The sequence below is a fragment of the Acidobacteriota bacterium genome (genome assembly GCA_018001935.1).
Classification (GTDB): domain Bacteria; phylum Acidobacteriota; class JAAYUB01; order JAAYUB01; family JAAYUB01; genus JAGNHB01.
Genome location: JAGNHB010000002.1, coordinates 55,520 through 70,923, shown reverse-complemented (window position 1 = coordinate 70,923; position 15,404 = coordinate 55,520). Strand labels below are relative to the sequence as shown.

The window sequence follows — 15,404 nt, the reverse complement described above, 5'->3', positions numbered from 1 at the left end:
CCGCTTAATTCCTGCAAAGGGAAAGGATGAACGGCACATCCCCTTGAGTGCTCGTTGGGACGATGCTTCGGAAGGGTCGGCATCCCGACCCAAAGACGGGATCCCGACTCTTTGCCGATCTTCATGGGAAAAATGTGGAAGTCGTCCGGCTAGGCCTCACGCAAAGGCGCCAAGCCGCCAAGCCTCGCAAAGTTGCCGAGATGTTGTCTCATTGCGAGGAATTGTGCCTCTGCGCCTCCGACAGAGCGGGGAGAGGGGCGTTCCCCTGAGCAGACTCGGCAGGAAACGACAAAAGGACCAAAAGGACTTAAGGGACCAAAAGGAAATCGAGGGAGGGGCAGTGGTGTTTTGTGTTCGCGAGTATTGGCTTTATTCGCGGGCCGGTCTCCGCCGCTCGGCTTGGCGGGTCACGGCTCCCGGTTGTCCCGGCGGGTGGGGATGCCGAGCTTGTTCATGCGGGTGTAGAGGGTGGACGGTTTCATCCCGAGCTGGGCGGCCGCCCCGCCGGGGCCCTTGATCCGCCCGCCGGTCCGCTTCAAAGTGGCCCGGATGAGTTCCGCCTCGGCTTCGGCGAGGGAGACGGGGGCCGCGGAAGTGTCCGTCGCCGTCACCGGGAGGTCGACCAGGAGGGTCTGCCCGGTGGAGACGATCACCGCCCGCTCGATGACGTTACGCAACTCGCGGACGTTCCCGGGCCACGGGTAGCGCTGGAGCGCCTCCATGACCCGGCGCGGCACCTGCCGGATGCTCCGGCCGATCCGCCTGGAGAACTCCTCGACGAAGGACCGGACCAGGAGGGGGATGTCCTCGGGGCGGTCCCGCAGGGGGGGGACCTGGATCGGAAACACGTTGAGGCGGTAGTACAGGTCCTGCCGGAAGGTCCCCTTCCGGACCTCCTCTGCCAGGTCCCGGTTGGTGGCGGCGATGACGCGCACGTTTACGGCGAGGGTCTTCGAACTCCCCAGGCGCTCCAGGAAACCCTCCTGGAGGACCCGGAGCAGCCGGACCTGGACGACCGGCGTCAGCTCGCCGATCTCGTCGAGGAAGAGGGTCGAGCCGTCGGCGAGTTCGAAGCGCCCGGCCTGCCGCGTCAGCGCCCCCGTGTAGGCCCCCTTCTCCCGCCCGAACAGCTCGCTCTCGACGAGGGTCTCGGGCAGGGCGGAGCAGTTGACCGTGATCATCAGCCGGTCGGCCCGCGGGCTGAGCTGGTGGATGAGGTGGGCGACCAGTTCCTTCCCGGTGCCGGTCTCCCCCTGGATGAGCACGGTGGACAGGGTCGGGGCCACCTGGTCGACCAGTTGCAGGGTCTTCCGGATGGCGGCGCTGTGCCCGATGATGCTGCCCTGTTCGTAACCGTGGGTGATCTCCTCGCGGAGGTAAACGTTTTCCTGCTGCAGCCGGTCCTTCAGTTCCCGGATCTGTTCGAAAGCCTGCTTCAGGGACAGTTCGGCGCGCTTCTCCTCCGTGATGTCCCGGATGGCCCCCAAGGTTCCGAGGGCGTTGCCGTCCCCATCGCGCCCCGTGATCTGGGCGGAGTGGCTGAACCACAATTCTCCCCGGTCCGGGTGCCGGTAGCGGTAGACGAGCCGTGCCCGGTCCAGCTTCCCGGTCAGCATCTCCCGGCTCATCTCGAGGACCCGGACGCGGTCCTCGGGGTGGACGTGTTCCAGGAAGAAGTCCCTCACCTGGTGCTCGTTCCCGGCCGGGAGACCGAACAGGTCCTGGATGCGCTCGTCCATGTACACGAACATCGGGGGGTTGCGCATCTCGTAGAAGCCGATGCCCCCCACCTCGACGGCGGCCTCCAGCCTCGCCTTCTGCTCAAGCAGGGCCTGCTCGTTCCGCTTTCGCTCGGTCACGTCCATCGAAACCCCTGTCAGGCGGTCCGGCACCCCGGTTCCGTCCACCCGGATCGTCCCCCGGGAGGCGATCCACCGGGTGTCGCCGTCCGGGAGCACGATGCGATACTCGAGGCGGATTTCAACTCGATCGCGTGTCGCGTCGTCCACCGCCTGCCGGACCCGATCACGGTCCCCGGTGTGGACGACGTCAAGGAAGCCCTCCAGCGTGATGTCTTGTTCCGGAGCGAAACGGAACAGTTCCCGGGCCTTATCCGTGACCCAGAAACGGCCGGTCCTCAGGTCCAGGGACCACAGGCCGGCGTCCGCGGACGCCGCGGCCAGGTTCAGCCGCGCCTCGCTCTCCCGCAGGGCCTGGTCGGATCGCTTCCGGTGGAGGGCGTTGGCGATGATCTCCGTCAACAGGAGAAGCCTTTTCACGGCCGGTTCCGGCCAGGGGTGTTCCTCCCGGATGGCGTTGAAGGACAGGACCCCGATCGGGGGGAGCCCCCCCGCCGCCAGAGGCAGGACCAGGGCTGATTTGATGTCGAAGTGGCGCCAGGATTCCCGGTCGACAGCCGCTTCGGGCGGCAGGCCGTCCATGGAGGAGACGACGATGGTCCGGCCGGTCGACAGTTCCCGCAAACACCAGGGGTAGAACTCCCGGGCGCGCATCGGTTCCGGCGGGGCCGGTCCGTCCATCAGGCGGTAGTAGTGGGCCAGGGACAGGTTCTGCGGGTCCTCGGTCGACACTGACCACATGCCGCACGCGTCGATTCGAAGTTCCTCGCAGATCCGGCGCAGGGCGTCCACGATCTTCGCGTCGATCTGCTCGGAGGGCAGGTTGATGAACGACGCCGACAGTTCGGTGACCAGGGATTCGAAGCGCAGCCGCTCTTCCCAGTCCCCCGCCAGCCTGTCTTCACTCGATTCCGCCACCGCGCCTCCGACGCTCCCCAAACCGGTTGTTCTCGTACCATCGCCCGGAGGGCGATGCTGCAAGCTTCCTGTTTGACTGGGCGGCCAACCCGCCGCCCTCGCTACAAAGGCGCCATTATACCATGGTTTCAACCTTCGGGCGCAAGGGCGATGTACGCGCCTTCCGCCGGAAGGCGCCCTCTCCTTTACAGCCCGCGAAGCGGGCGTTTGAGTGTAGCGCGGGGCGAAGGGCGCTTCGCCCGAGCCCCGGGAAGGGGCGTTTGAGTGTAGCGTGGGGCGAAGGGCGCTTCGCCCGAGCCCCGGGCAAGGACGTGGGCGTGATCGGGAGCCCCGCTCGCGGGGCGATTTCTGACGCGTCGGCAATATCTGAGCGGTTGAATCCGGCATCGCCCGGGTCCATCTGAATCGCCCCGCATGGCGGGGCTCCTCGTTTCATCGCCGCCTGTTCCCCGGGACTCGGGCGGGGCGCCCTTCGCCCCGGGCTACACTCAGTCGCCCCGCAAGCGGGGCTCTTTCCCTGCTACCGAACCGTGTCCCGGGACTTTGGCCGGGTGAAGCGTGTCCCGGGACTTTGGCCGGGTGAAGCGTGTCCCGCAAGAGCCCTTGAGGCGATCCCGGAATATTCCCGCGCATACCGCGTGGACCCGCTCCGCTATGGCTTCGCCGGCCCGGCGGGGGCAGCGGGGCACTTGAACCACTCCTCCTTCGGCACGACCTTCGGTTCGGCCGGATCGCCCTCGTAGGCCGGGGTCATGATCTGCACGCCGTACTCGTTGAACACGTCCAGGATCGAACGGTTCAGCAGGGCGTAGAGCCGGCTCATGTCCTGCGGCTTGTCACAGTAGACGTTCAGTTCGTAGACGACGCTGAAGTCCCCGAGCGCCTTGTAGAGAACGAAGGGCGCGGGTTCCCGGAGCAGTTCGGGGGTCCGTTCGGCCGCCAGCCTGAGCATGGCCTCCACCTGCCGCCAGGGGGTCTCGTAACCGATGCCGACGGTGGTGTGCAGGATCAGGCCGTGGGATTGGGCCAGCGAGCTGTAATTGACGACCTCGCCGTTCAGGATGCTTGAATTCGGGATGATCACCTCCTCGTTCTTCAGGCTCCGGACGTGGGTGACCTGGAGCCGGCTGGAGGTCACGTCCCCCACGACGTCCCCGATTTTGACCCGGTCCCCGATCTTGAACGCTTTCCGGTACGTGAGAGTGTAGCCGGCCAGCAGGTTCGAGATCACTGAGGAGGACCCGAGGGAGAAGACCACGCCGATGAAGAGGGAAACGCCCTTGAACGCCGCGGAGTCCGAGCCGGGGATGTAGGGGTAGGCGACGATCAGGCCGAAGGCCACCACGACCAGCCGGACGATCTTGTAGGTGGGCAGGGCCCACTCCGGCTCGAAGGCGGAGAGGTGCAAGGCCCCCCGGGCGATGGAATCGAAGAACAGGCGGATCAACCCGAGGGCGCCCCGCAGAACGAAGAAAAGCAGCAGCAGGAAGATGAGGTTGGGGACCTGGTCGAGCAGGGACTTCCCCATGAGGTTCAGGGGACTGATGACCCAGTCGGACAGCCGGGCGTAGGCCGGCCGGGTCCAGGGGAACAGGCCGAGCACCAGGTGGACGTTGACAAAAACCGTCACGCCGATGAGCACGGTGAAGACGCTGCGCATCCCCCGGCGAAGGATCGCGCCGAAGCGTTCCGTGCCGCCCTCCTTCAGCGCTTCCATCCCCATCGACCGGACCCGCTCCTCGATCCGGACCGCCAGGTCGTGCAGGATGCGGCGCTTCAGCCAGACCAGGCAAAAGACGACGACGGCGCACAGGAGCGTGATGCCGGCGGCTGACAGGGCGCTTTTCCAGATCGCCCCCGGTTCGCGCTCCGCCCGGTAGTCGACGATGGCCCGCTTGATGCGCCGGAGAACCACCTGTATCAGAGCGTGCCGGGACACGTCCTCGATCCTTCCGTCCGCGTCGAAGATCGTGACGACGCGAACCGGGCCGGCCATGAGGTGGGTCATGTTCTGCGCGTCGACCACCAGGAGTTTTTCCGGGTCAAAGGCCTTGTCGCGGGCGACGGAGCGGATGGTGTCCGCGATCTGTTCGGCCCGTTTCTCGGCCGGCAAGGCGGACACCCCTCGGATCTTGAACAGCGCCCGCCCGTCCACTTCGACCGAGGCCATGTTGATACGGGGCCTGGCATCGGGACCGCTTTCACCGGGCCTCTCGCCCCCTTCCTGGGCGGAGAGCGCCGGGATGCCGATCCCGATGACCACCAGCAGCAACCCTGCGGCAAAGCATTTCGGGGAACTCATACGTCACCTCTTCCCAAATCGTCAATAATCGCGTCTGTAACCCTTTCGTTTCGTTCGTGGTGTCGTGGTATGGGTTCCGGCAACCCGTGCTCATCCGTGTTATCCGTGTTATCCGTGCTCATCCGTGTTCATCCGTGGTTTCCTTTCCCGGTTTGTCTGGGCCGGGCCGGCCGGGCGGCGGCTCCCACTTCGCGTGGGCCTTGCGCGGGCATTTCTCCCGCAGGCTCTTGCCGAAGGCGAGGCGTTCGGCCCGGGAAAGGTGGTGGGTGAACGAGGGCGGCAGCCCCGATGCCACCGTGTCTTGTTCAATCGGGGACTTCTTCTTCATGGCACACTCCTTTGAGGCTTTGAAGAAAGGGGGGCACGGCGCCCACGCCGCTGCCTGAATTCGAGGATCTCTACGATCTTTGTTCCGCCGATCCCTTGCCCCCTTCCCCTTTCAGATTCGACAGGAGGATATGCGTATGGAATTCATCACGTCACGGTTATTTTCAAAACACGCGCTGACGGCCACAACGGCATCGCCCGGGGGGCGATGCCGCACATACGTACCATCGCTCCCCGGGCGATGGCGGGGCGATGACCCTGGAGACGTACCGCTCTTTCCGGCAAGATCGGGAAGTCTCGACACTGATCTGATCCCTGGGTATTATAGCAAACAACCGGTAAAGAGTTGGAAGCCAATCTCAAGCTCGACGGGATCATCGGGGTGGCCGTCCATTCGACCAGAAACGAGTCGGAGCCGCGCGCGTAAGCAAGCGGTAAGAATATTTGTCTCTTACCGCTCCCTGACGGTCGCGGCTCCGACAATTGTTTCTGGAGAGTGGGTGAAATGAACCAACCCATCAATCAAAGGTGATGCCCTCGTAAAAGTCCGGATATTGATCTCACGGAGGCACGGAGAAGAGGACCAAAGCATTTTTTTCTATGAAATACAAATTTCATTTCTCCGTGCCTCCGTGCCTCTGTGAGAGAAAAAGACTTTATACGGAGATGTCAAAGGTCTCAAAGCGGAAGCCTTGGACGTCACATGGACCGTTCCGAAATTCCGGAAGGTCATTTGAAATGATTCGATGGTAAACTACGCGGGTTGCCCGCAAGAACGCCCGGCAAATCAGCGACCGACACGGAAAGGAAAAGAAGATGAAAACCGCGCTCATCCCAAGTGTAATCATGATGGCCGCCGGCCTCGTCTGGACGGCGCAGGCGGCGGACAAGCCGAAGATGGCAACCCAAATCCCGCCGGACATCACCACGCCGGACTCGGTCGAGACGCGACTCGGCACGTTGAGGTTCTTCGACGGGTTGCCGGACAAGGCGACGGTCGAGAAGGTCTATGACAACCTCGACTTCATGCGCGGCGTGGACGTGTTCCTGAACACGATGGCGGCCGCGTCCACGCTGGCCAACATCGAGGGATTGAAGAGCGTGGGCTGCGATAACTTCGCGGCCGTCATCCACGAGGACCGCGTGGATGCCAGGACGCTGCTGCTGACGCCGAACACCCAGACGGCGACGCTCTGGGCGTTCATGGACTTGAAGGCGGGCCCGCTCGTGGTCGAGATCCCGCCCGGCGTGCTCGGCCTGGCCGACGACGCGTGGATGCGATACGTCATCGACCTGGGTTTGGCCGGCCCCGACAAGGGCAAGGGCGGCCGGTATCTCTTCCTGCCCCCCGGCTACAAGGGCGAGGTGCCCGAAGGCTACTTCGTGGCCAGGCCGCTCACGTACAAGGTGTGGTTCGGCGCCCGCGGCTTTTCGGCCAAAGGCGACACCGGTCCGGCGGTGAAGGCCTTCAAGGACCATTGGAAGGTCTATCCGCTCGGGCAGGAGGCGAAGGCGCCGAAGATGAAATTCATCAACGGTTCCGGCCTGTACTTCAACACCATCCACTCGACCACGTTCAAGTTCTACGAAGAGGTCAACACGGTCGTCCAGGAGGAGCCGGCGGATTCTGCCGACCCGGAGATCCTCGGCCAACTCGCCGCCATCGGCATCGTGAAAGGCAAGCCGTTCGCGCCCGACGCGCGCATGAAAAAGATCCTGACGGATGCTGCCGCCGTGGGCAATGCCACTGCGCGCGCCCTTTCGTTCAAGTCCCGCGACGAGCAGATGTACTTTTACCCGGGAAAGTCCTGGTTCACGCCCTTCGTCGGCGGCAGCCACGAGTTCATCCAGGATGGCGTCCGGTTGCTGGATGCGCGCACCGTGTTCTTCTACGTGGCCACCGGCATCAGCCCGGCCATGGCGGTGAAGATCGTCGGCGGCGGGTCGCAATACGCCTGCGCCACCTTCGATGCGGAGGGCAACTATTTTGACGGCGGAAAGAATTACCGGCTGCGTCTGCCGCCGAACGTGCCGGTCAAGACCTTCTGGTCCATCATCCCCTACGACACGCAAACCCGGTCGGTGTTGCAGACCGACCAGCGCGACACGGCCCTGACCAGTGAATCCGGCACCGTGAAAACCAACGACGACGGCTCCACGGATATTTACTTTAGCCCGAAAGCGCCTCCCGGAAAGGAAAGCAACTGGATCCAGACCATGCCCGGCAAAGGCTGGTTCACCATCCTGCGCCTCTACGGCGCGCTCGAGCCGTGGTTCGACCAGACCTGGAGACCCGGGGAGATCGAACGGGTGAGATGATCCGGTTTTTTCGTGTATGGCAGGCCCGTCACCTGGAGCGTCGCCCGACGGCATGCCGGAAGGGCCGGGATGGGGGGCGGCGACAACGTTCTGGCCTGTGAGGTCCCCATGAACTGGTTTATTGTCAACCGTAGCCGGGTTTTTCTGCGATCCTCCCTGTGTGTGACGCCGATTGTCTTCATGGCGGCGGCACTCCTCACCGCCCCCCTGGTCCGGTGGGTGGACGACCGCACGCAGTGGACGCTGATGGGCTTCGAACCCGACGGGGCGAGGGCCCTGGTCGGGGCCCTGGCCTCGTCGCTCCTCACCTTCATCGTCTTCGCCTTCAGCATGATCCTGCTCATGGTCCAGATCGCCGGCGGCCAGCTCTCGCCGCGCGTCATCGCCCGGATCTTCGAGGGCCGGACCGCCAAGCTGACCCTGGGCGCCTTCGCGTTCTCCTTCACCTATTCCCTGGCGGCCATGGGCCGGATCGAGGGCCGTGTCCCGCAGCTCCCGGTGATGCTGGTCATCCTGTCGAGCCTGGCGAGCCTCGCCCTCTTCCTCTACCTGATCCAGCGGGTCAGCCAGACCCTCCGGCCCATCCAGATCATGACCCAGGTGGCCGCCGACACCCGCGCCGCCATCGACAAGGCCTACCCGGACCCCTTCACGGCCCCGCCGGAAGCGGCGCCGGGCCCGGACGTCCCGACCGTCCCCGCCGACCGTACGGTCACCTACCGCGGGTGCCCGGGGGCGGTCCTGGCGGTGGACACGGCCGGCCTGGCGGAGATCGCCCGGAAGGCGGGTTGCACCCTCGAACTCGTCCCGCGGATGGGGGATTTCCTGGCCGACGGGGACGACCTGTTCGGGCTCCGCGGCGCCCGGTCGGGCGAGGTGGACGAGAACCGCCTGCGCCGCGGCGTGGTGACAGGCACCGAGCGTTCCCAGGAGAACGACCCGGTCTTCGGCTTCCGGATCCTCGTGGAAATCGCCGTCAAGGCGCTCTCCCCGAGCCTCAACGACCCGTCCACGGGGGTCCTGGCCCTGGACCAGCTCCAGCACCTCCTTCGCCGGCTCGGCGGACGTGACCTCGACACCGGGTTGGTTCGGGATTCGGCCGGAGCGGTCCGGCTCCGGTTCCGCACCCCGGCCTGGGAAGACTACCTTGCCCTCGCCGTGACGGAGATAAGGCACTACGGGGCCGACAGCCACCAGGTGGCGCGGAGGCTCCGGGCGATGTTCGACCACCTCCTGGCCGTCCTGCCCGCGGAGCGCAGGGAAGCACTTCACCGGGAACGGGCTCTCCTGCAGCGGACCACCGAGGGGGCCCTGGCCGACCCCGAGGACCGTCGCCTGGCGGGCGTCGGCGACCGTCAGGGCTTCGGCAGCCTCCTGCGCGGCGGCGGCCCGGAGGACGCCCCGAACGGACGGTAGCGGGCGGTCGAGCAGACGACGCGAAACGTTCGCTTTCGGCAGAGGGTAAATCTCGTGCTGTGTTCCTTGCGTTCTTTGTGGTAAAACGGGCGCCGGGTTATCGGGATTTTATCACGCCGGGCGTGAACGGTCCCGGAAGAACAAGATTGCGGCTTTGGCCGCGCAGGAGGTTCCATGAGGGTTCGGATCATGATCGTGCTGGTGCTGACCTCTCTCGCGTGGACGGCTGTCCACGCCCAGGAAGTGCAGACGTTGACCTTTCCCCGGACGAAAACCGCGGCCGACGGCAGCCAGGTGATCCTCTACCAGCCGCAGATCGACAAGCTGGACTTCTCCGACCGGCTCGAGTACCGCCTCGCGGTCGAGATCCGCCCCCCGGGGGCGACGGCGGCCATCCCTGCCTCCCTGAAGATGAGCGCTGCGACCAGCACCGACCTCTCCGACCGGACGGTGCTGATCTCCGACCAGAAGATCGTCTCGGTCAATTTCCCCTCGGCGGACGGCGACACCGCCCGGCGCCTGTCCCAACTCCTGGAAGGGATCGTGTCGGTCAAGCCGTTGAAGCTGTCCCTGGACCAGATCCTGGCCTGTTCCGTCTCGGCCGAACCGACGCCCGACGTGGCGCCCCCACCGGAGAAGCCGGCGCCCCCGGTCCGGGTCATCGCCGTGCCGCCGGACCCGCCGGTCATCCTCTGCAGCCAGACCCCGTCGGTGCTGGTGCTCTTCGACGGCGAGCCGGTGTTCGCGCCCATCAAGGATACGGGCCTGCGCTACGCCCTGAACACCAACTGGGACCTGTTCCAGACCGACGACAAGACCACCTGCTATCTGCTCGACGACGGCGCCTGGCTCCAGGCCCCCGCGCCCACGGGCCCCTGGGCCCCGGCGGGCAAGCTGCCCAGGGGCTTCTGGGACATCCCCAAGACCGACAGCTGGTCGGAGGTGCACAAGAGCCTTCCCGGCAAAACCCTTGCCCGGGACAAGATGCCCCGGGTATACGTCAGCTTCAAACCGGCGGAGTTGATCCTCCTGGAGGGGAAGCCCAAGCTGAAGGACATCAAGGGCACCGGCTTGAGGTGGGTCACCAACACCGAGAGCGAGCTGTTCCAGGAGAAGGCGAGCAAGGCCTGGTTCTTCCTGGTGGCGGGCCGGTGGTACCGCGCCGCCTCCCTGGAGGGCCCCTGGGTCCTGGCCAGCAACCGGCTGCCGGCCGATTTCGCGAAGATCCCCAAGGATCACCCCCGGGCCTCCGTCCGCGCCTCGGTCCCCGGCACCCCCGAGGCGAAGGAGGCGGTGATGCTGGCCCAGGCGCCTCACAAGGCCGAGGTCAAGCGCGCCGACGTCAAGGTCGAGGTGGTGTACAGCGGGGAACCCGAGTTCAAGCCCATCGAGGGCACGTCGCTGGCCTACGCCGTCAACACCCCGTACGACGTGATCCAGTTGGGGCAGCGCTACTACGTCTGCTACCAGGCGGTCTGGTTCACGGCGTCCTCCCCCAAGGGGCCCTGGGTGGTGGCGGACAGCGTGCCGAAGGAGATCTACACCATCCCGCCCGAGAACCCCAAGTACAACGTGACTTACGTCACCGTGTACGAATCGACCCCCGAGACGGTGACGGTCGGGTACACCGCCGGCTACATGGGCTGCTACGTCGCCTACGGCTGCGTGGTGTACGGCACCGGGTACTACTACCCGCCCTACTGGTACTATCCTGCCGGCTTCTATTACCCGATCTACTATCCCTACCCCTACACCTTCGGGGTGGCGGCCTACTACAACCCCTACACCGGCATGTACGGCCGGGGCGCGTTCGCCTACGGGCCCTACGGCGGCTGCGGCTACGCCGCCGCCTACAACCCGGTCACCGGCACCTACGCCCGGGGCGCGGCGGCCTACGGCCCCTACGGGAGCGGCGGGTTCGTCCAGGCGTACAATCCCCGCACGGGGACCGGCGCGGCGACCTACCAGCGGTCCACCCCCTACGCCCAGTGGGGCCAGTCCGTGGTGACCCGGGGGGACGACTGGGTCCGCACGGGCCATTACTCCGACTCCCGGGGGACGGCGGCCGGCTTCGAGACGTCGTCCGGCGCCAAGGGCGGGCGGGTCGTGACCGACAACGGCAGGACCACCGTCGTCAAGGACGCCGACAACAACGTTTACGCCGGTCACGACGGCAACGTGTATAAGAAAACCGAGGACGGCTGGCAGAAGTACGAGGACGGGTCCTGGAACGACGTAGACCGGTCCGAGGCCCGGGCGAACAAGTCCGGGGACGAACGGTCGAACCGGTCAGGGGACGCCCGGGCGTCCAACCGGGCCGGGACCCAGCCGTCCGGGTCCGGCGAGCGTTCCCGGAACGTGGATCAGCTCAACCGGGACCAGCGCGCGCGCTCCGAGTCCGTCCAGCGCCAGAAGCAGTACGACTCCTGGCGCCGCAGCGGCGGCCAGAGGAGCTGGGGCGGCGGCCGAAGTTTCGGCGGGCGCCGGCGGTAAACCCGTCCCGGGCCGGCGGGGCCGTCTCCCGACCGGGCCGGCCCATGGCGGAATGATGAATCACGAAGTGTTGACGGCCATCGATGAACTGGAACACGACGGTGTCCTGGACCCGGCCCAGGCGGATCGCTTCCGCCGGGTGGCGGCCGGCCGGCTCGTTTCGGTGCAGACCGAGTTGCGCCTGGTCGTGGGGATCGGGATAACCCTGACGGCCTCCGGGGCCAGCCTGTTCATGGCGGAAAACAAAACGCTGCTCGGGGCTTTGCCGGTCCTGCTCGTCATCGCGGCCGCCGCGCTGGCCTGCATCGCCTGGGTGTGGCGGAAGGCGGCCCCGTTCACCTGGAACGAGACCCCCACCCCGGTCACCTCCCTCGATTTCGTGCTGCAGCTCGGCTTGCTCCTCCTCGCCGCCGCGCTGGCCTATGGGGAAGCGACGTTCCACCTGGCCGGAACGCGGTGGCCCGTCTACCTTCTGGCCGTCGGCCTGATCGACCTCTGGGCCGCCTACCGTTTCGACTCCTGCACCGCCCTCTCCCTGGGGCTCTCCGCCCTGGCGGCCTGGCGCGGCGCGGCCGTCATCCCCTCTCTCTCCCTCCGGGAGAACCTGTCCCTCGTGGACTTCCGCTGGAATGCATCCCTCCTGGGGGCGCTCTTCCTGCTGGTCGGTTTCCTGTCCCGCCGTCTGAAACGAAAACCGCACTTCGCATCCGTGTGGGAACGGGGCGGCTTCTTTCTCCTGTCCACCGGGGCGATGTCGGGCACGTACGACCCGTCCGGTTACCTGCCCTGGCTCCTGCTGCTCCTGGCCGCCGGCACGGTCACGTCCCTTGCCGGGATCCGGCGCCGGGTCCCGGTCGATTTCGTGATGGGCTACCTCGTTTTCTGTGTTGGGGTCCTGCGGCTGCTCGCGTTGGTGCTGACGGGGGACGTCTTCCGGTACGTGGTGTCCCCGGTGATCATCGGAGCCCTCGCTCTGCTGATCTTCTCCGTTCACAAAATGGGGGAGGAGCCATGAAACCCGATCCGCGTCTCGCGTTCAACCGGGCGGTCACGAAAGCGGCCCGGGCCTGGCACGAGGCCGGAGCGCTGTCTTCGGACACCCTCCAGGCGATCCTGGCGCGCTATCCCGACGGAGGCCCCCCCGATTCCGTCATCCTGACCGTCGCTTTCTTTTTGCTGGTCACCCTGGGCAGCCTGCTCCTGCTGGCCGGCACGGGGGCGCTGACGTTCGTCGCGCTCGACCGGCTCGAACCGGCCTTTCCGCTGATTCTCCTGGGAACGGTCCTGTGCCTGGACGGCGATCGGCTGGACCGGAAAAGCGGCCTGGGCAAGGAGGGCATGGTCCTGGCCGCCCAGTTCTGGGGGGCCCTGTTCCTCGCGAGCGGCCTCGTCGCCTCACTGGGGTGGTTCAACGTGGAGAGACCGTCGAACCTGTCCGGTGTGTCCGGCCTGGTCGTCTTCGGCCTGGCCGCCTGGCGATGGGGTCGCGGCTTGTTCACCCTCCTGGCGGTGTCCGCGTTCTTCCTCCAGATCCACCTGTCCGTCGGCCATCCCGGGGCCTGGTTCCTCGGCGGGTTGCTCCTGGGCGCGGGCAGCGGCTTCCTTCGACGCGGGGCGTCGGCGACCCGGCGCGAGAGCGGGGGGATTCTGCTGCTGACGTCCCTGGTGACGATCTATGCGGCCGTGAACCGGTACGTCCTCGAGGAGCGATGGCTCTTCAACCCCAACGCCTCCCTTCATCCCCGGGGGCCCCTGGCGGCCCTGGCGGACGGCCCCGGGCCCTGGTATTCCCTTTTCTCCATCGCGGCCACCGTGCTGTTCCCCCTCGTCCTGCTTGCCTGGGGCGCCCGGTCCCGGCGGCTTTCCGTTCTGAATGCCGGCCTGGTCTGCCTGGTCCTCTCCCTGGCGACCCTGTACGTCTACCATCCCGTATTGCCGCTCTGGGTCGTGTTTTGCCTGGGAGGCCCGCTCCTGGCCGGACTGGCCTGGGGGCTGGAATCCGGGCTGAACCGGAGGCCAGGCCAGGAGTGGCACGGTTTCACCGCCCAGCCGCTTTACGGCAACACGGCGAGGGACAGGGGACTGAACCTGGCCGCCAAGGTGTTCAAAAAACACCTGCCCGGCTGGTGAAAATTGACACCCCCGCAAAAAGTCGCATCTTACCCGCGAATCACGCGAATGAACGCGAATCAGAAATCAACAATCAATAGATATTATTCGTGTTATAAATTCGCGTATATTCGTGTTATTCACTACAGGGCTCGCAACGACCGGGAAGTCGATTTCCTGATCCGGCGCGGCACCGGGGTGGAGGAATTGGTCCAGGTGGCCTGCGCCCTCGAGGGGGAGGACACGCGGCGGCGGGAGATCAAGGCCCTGACCGAGGCGGCGGAAGAGCTGGGGGCGTCGCGTCTGACGATCCTGGCCGGACAGGGCTCCGAAAGGGTCCCGAGCGGCGACCGCTCGATCGAGGTGGTCCCCCTTCTGAACGGCGGAAAGCAGTTCCTTCCGGTAGAGGGACCCGGCTTCGGCCATCTTCCCCGGTTTCACTTTTCGTGAAGGTTTCTTTCCGTTCAGCGCGGGTAGCCCTGGATCTCGAGGCGGGTCAGGCCGCGGTCTTTCGCGTGCCGGACCACGGCGTGGTACTCGGCGCGGGTGATCCGGCGGTCGATCTCGGGGTACTCCGCGGCCTTGAAGACGGGGGTGAACTGGGACATCAGGTTGAGGTAGGTGTCCGCCGGCAGGTGGTCCGCCACCCAGTCCACCACCCGGATCGAGTCCTCCGCCCCGCCGGGCATGACCAGGTGCCGGATCATGAGACCCCGGCGGATCAGCCCGTCCGGGCCGGGCCGGGCCGTCCCCACCTGGCGGTGCATCTCCCGCAGGGCGGCCCGGGTGACCTCGGGGTAGCTCCCGGCCCCGGCGGAGTAACGCTCCGCCCGCCGGGCGTCCGCGTACTTGAAGTCGGGGAGGTAGACGTCCACCACCCCGTCCAGGAGTTTCAAAACGTCCAGGCGCTCCCAGCCGCAGGTGTTGTAGACCACCGGCAGCCGGAGTCCCTTCCCGGCCGCCTCGTCCAGGGCCAGCAGGATGTGGGGGGCGTAGTGGGTGGGGGTGACGAGGTTGAGGTTGTGGCAGCCCCGCCGCTCGAGGTCCAGCATCATGGCCGCCAGGTCCGGGACCCGGCAGGGCGTGCCCTGGCCGCCATGGCTGATCTCCCAGTTGATGCAGAAGACGCACCGCAGCCCGCAGTGGGTCAGGAAAACGGTCCCGGACCCGCGGCTCCCCGACAGGGGCCGTTCCTCCCCCCGGTGGGGGTAGTGGGAGGCGACGTCCAGCCGGGTGGTGGCCCCGCAGAAGCCCGCCTGTCCGTCGAGCCGCGCGGCGCCGCACTCTCGCGGGCAGAGCCGGCAGTGCTTCATGGACTGCCACAGTTGCTCGCCCCGCCGCTTCAGTTCACCGCGGCGGTGGAGGGCGAGGCAGGCGGGCTGGAAGGCCGGGCCGCCCCCGTTCCCCTCCCGTTCCCCGCCGTTCGCGTCGCCCCTGGCAGGCTGGCCGGGAGACGCTTCCCGGCACCCGCCGAACCCGGCCGGACCGAGACCGGCCAGGGCCAGGGCGATGGAATCCCGGAGCAATTCACGCCGGTTTCTCCCGTTCACGGGTCCCTCCGTTTCACGCCCCGGGGCGGCAACGGTTCCCGGGGCGAGGGGGTCAGTCTTGACACCCCCGTAAAAAGTCGCATTTTGCCCGCGAATCACGCGAATAAACGC

The 15,404-nt window shown here is 66.4% G+C and carries 10 protein-coding genes; 6 read left to right on the top strand and 4 right to left on the bottom strand.

Annotated features, from left to right (window positions below):
• Positions 1 to 407: 407 nt before the first annotated feature.
• From KA419_01280 to KA419_01270, 3 genes are all read right to left on the bottom strand, one after another.
• A complete protein-coding gene (locus KA419_01280) occupies positions 408 to 2,777 on the bottom strand; it encodes a sigma 54-interacting transcriptional regulator (protein ID MBP7864553.1) in 2,370 nt (789 codons plus the stop codon).
• 652 nt (positions 2,778 to 3,429) lie between these two features.
• Positions 3,430 to 5,079, bottom strand: coding sequence for a mechanosensitive ion channel family protein (locus KA419_01275; protein MBP7864552.1), 1,650 nt, complete (start codon positions 5,077 to 5,079; stop codon positions 3,430 to 3,432).
• Positions 5,080 to 5,197: 118 nt separating this feature from the next.
• Positions 5,198 to 5,407, bottom strand: a complete 210-nt coding sequence (locus KA419_01270) for a hypothetical protein (GenBank protein MBP7864551.1) — start codon at positions 5,405 to 5,407, stop codon at positions 5,198 to 5,200.
• Between the two features lie 815 nt (positions 5,408 to 6,222).
• Between KA419_01270 and KA419_01265 the strand changes: the two genes are divergently transcribed.
• The 6 genes from KA419_01265 to KA419_01240 all read left to right on the top strand — a co-directional run bounded on the left by KA419_01265 (position 6,223) and on the right by KA419_01240 (position 14,193).
• Complete coding sequence (locus KA419_01265; GenBank protein MBP7864550.1) at positions 6,223 to 7,725, top strand: DUF1254 domain-containing protein; 1,503 nt, start codon at positions 6,223 to 6,225, stop codon at positions 7,723 to 7,725.
• A gap of 108 nt (positions 7,726 to 7,833) precedes the next feature.
• Positions 7,834 to 9,141: a DUF2254 domain-containing protein gene (locus KA419_01260; GenBank protein MBP7864549.1), complete on the top strand. Its 1,308-nt coding sequence runs from the start codon at positions 7,834 to 7,836 to the stop codon at positions 9,139 to 9,141.
• A 174-nt stretch (positions 9,142 to 9,315) separates the two neighbouring features.
• Positions 9,316 to 11,634 carry a hypothetical protein gene (locus KA419_01255; protein MBP7864548.1) on the top strand — a complete coding sequence of 773 codons (2,319 nt, stop codon included), beginning with the start codon at positions 9,316 to 9,318 and terminating at the stop codon, positions 11,632 to 11,634.
• Positions 11,635 to 11,689: 55 nt separating this feature from the next.
• On the top strand, positions 11,690 to 12,649 hold the full coding sequence (locus KA419_01250; GenBank protein ID MBP7864547.1) for a hypothetical protein: 960 nt from the start codon (positions 11,690 to 11,692) through the stop codon (positions 12,647 to 12,649).
• On the top strand, positions 12,646 to 13,764 hold the full coding sequence (locus tag KA419_01245; protein MBP7864546.1) for a hypothetical protein: 1,119 nt from the start codon (positions 12,646 to 12,648) through the stop codon (positions 13,762 to 13,764). The genes KA419_01250 and KA419_01245 overlap by 4 nt, the downstream gene beginning before the upstream one ends.
• A 177-nt stretch (positions 13,765 to 13,941) precedes the next feature.
• Positions 13,942 to 14,193, top strand: coding sequence for a hypothetical protein (locus KA419_01240; GenBank protein ID MBP7864545.1), 252 nt, complete (start codon positions 13,942 to 13,944; stop codon positions 14,191 to 14,193).
• Positions 14,194 to 14,207: 14 nt separating this feature from the next.
• On the opposite strand, the gene KA419_01235 is transcribed toward KA419_01240, so the two are convergent.
• Positions 14,208 to 15,293, bottom strand: coding sequence for a radical SAM protein (locus KA419_01235; protein MBP7864544.1), 1,086 nt, complete (start codon positions 15,291 to 15,293; stop codon positions 14,208 to 14,210).
• Between the last annotated feature and the right edge of the window lie 111 nt (positions 15,294 to 15,404).

Excerpts from the sequence above, each read along its gene's own strand:
- KA419_01250 (MBP7864547.1), top strand. The coding sequence starts at position 11,690 with ATGAATCACGAAGTGTTGACGGCCATCGATGAACTGGAACACGACGGT.
- KA419_01255 (MBP7864548.1), top strand. The coding sequence starts at position 9,316 with ATGAGGGTTCGGATCATGATCGTGCTGGTGCTGACCTCTCTCGCGTGG.
- KA419_01260 (MBP7864549.1), top strand. The coding sequence starts at position 7,834 with ATGAACTGGTTTATTGTCAACCGTAGCCGGGTTTTTCTGCGATCCTCC.
- KA419_01265 (MBP7864550.1), top strand. The coding sequence starts at position 6,223 with ATGAAAACCGCGCTCATCCCAAGTGTAATCATGATGGCCGCCGGCCTC.
- KA419_01275 (MBP7864552.1), bottom strand. The coding sequence starts at position 5,079 with ATGAGTTCCCCGAAATGCTTTGCCGCAGGGTTGCTGCTGGTGGTCATC.
- KA419_01270 (MBP7864551.1), bottom strand. The coding sequence starts at position 5,407 with ATGAAGAAGAAGTCCCCGATTGAACAAGACACGGTGGCATCGGGGCTG.
- KA419_01245 (MBP7864546.1), top strand. The coding sequence starts at position 12,646 with ATGAAACCCGATCCGCGTCTCGCGTTCAACCGGGCGGTCACGAAAGCG.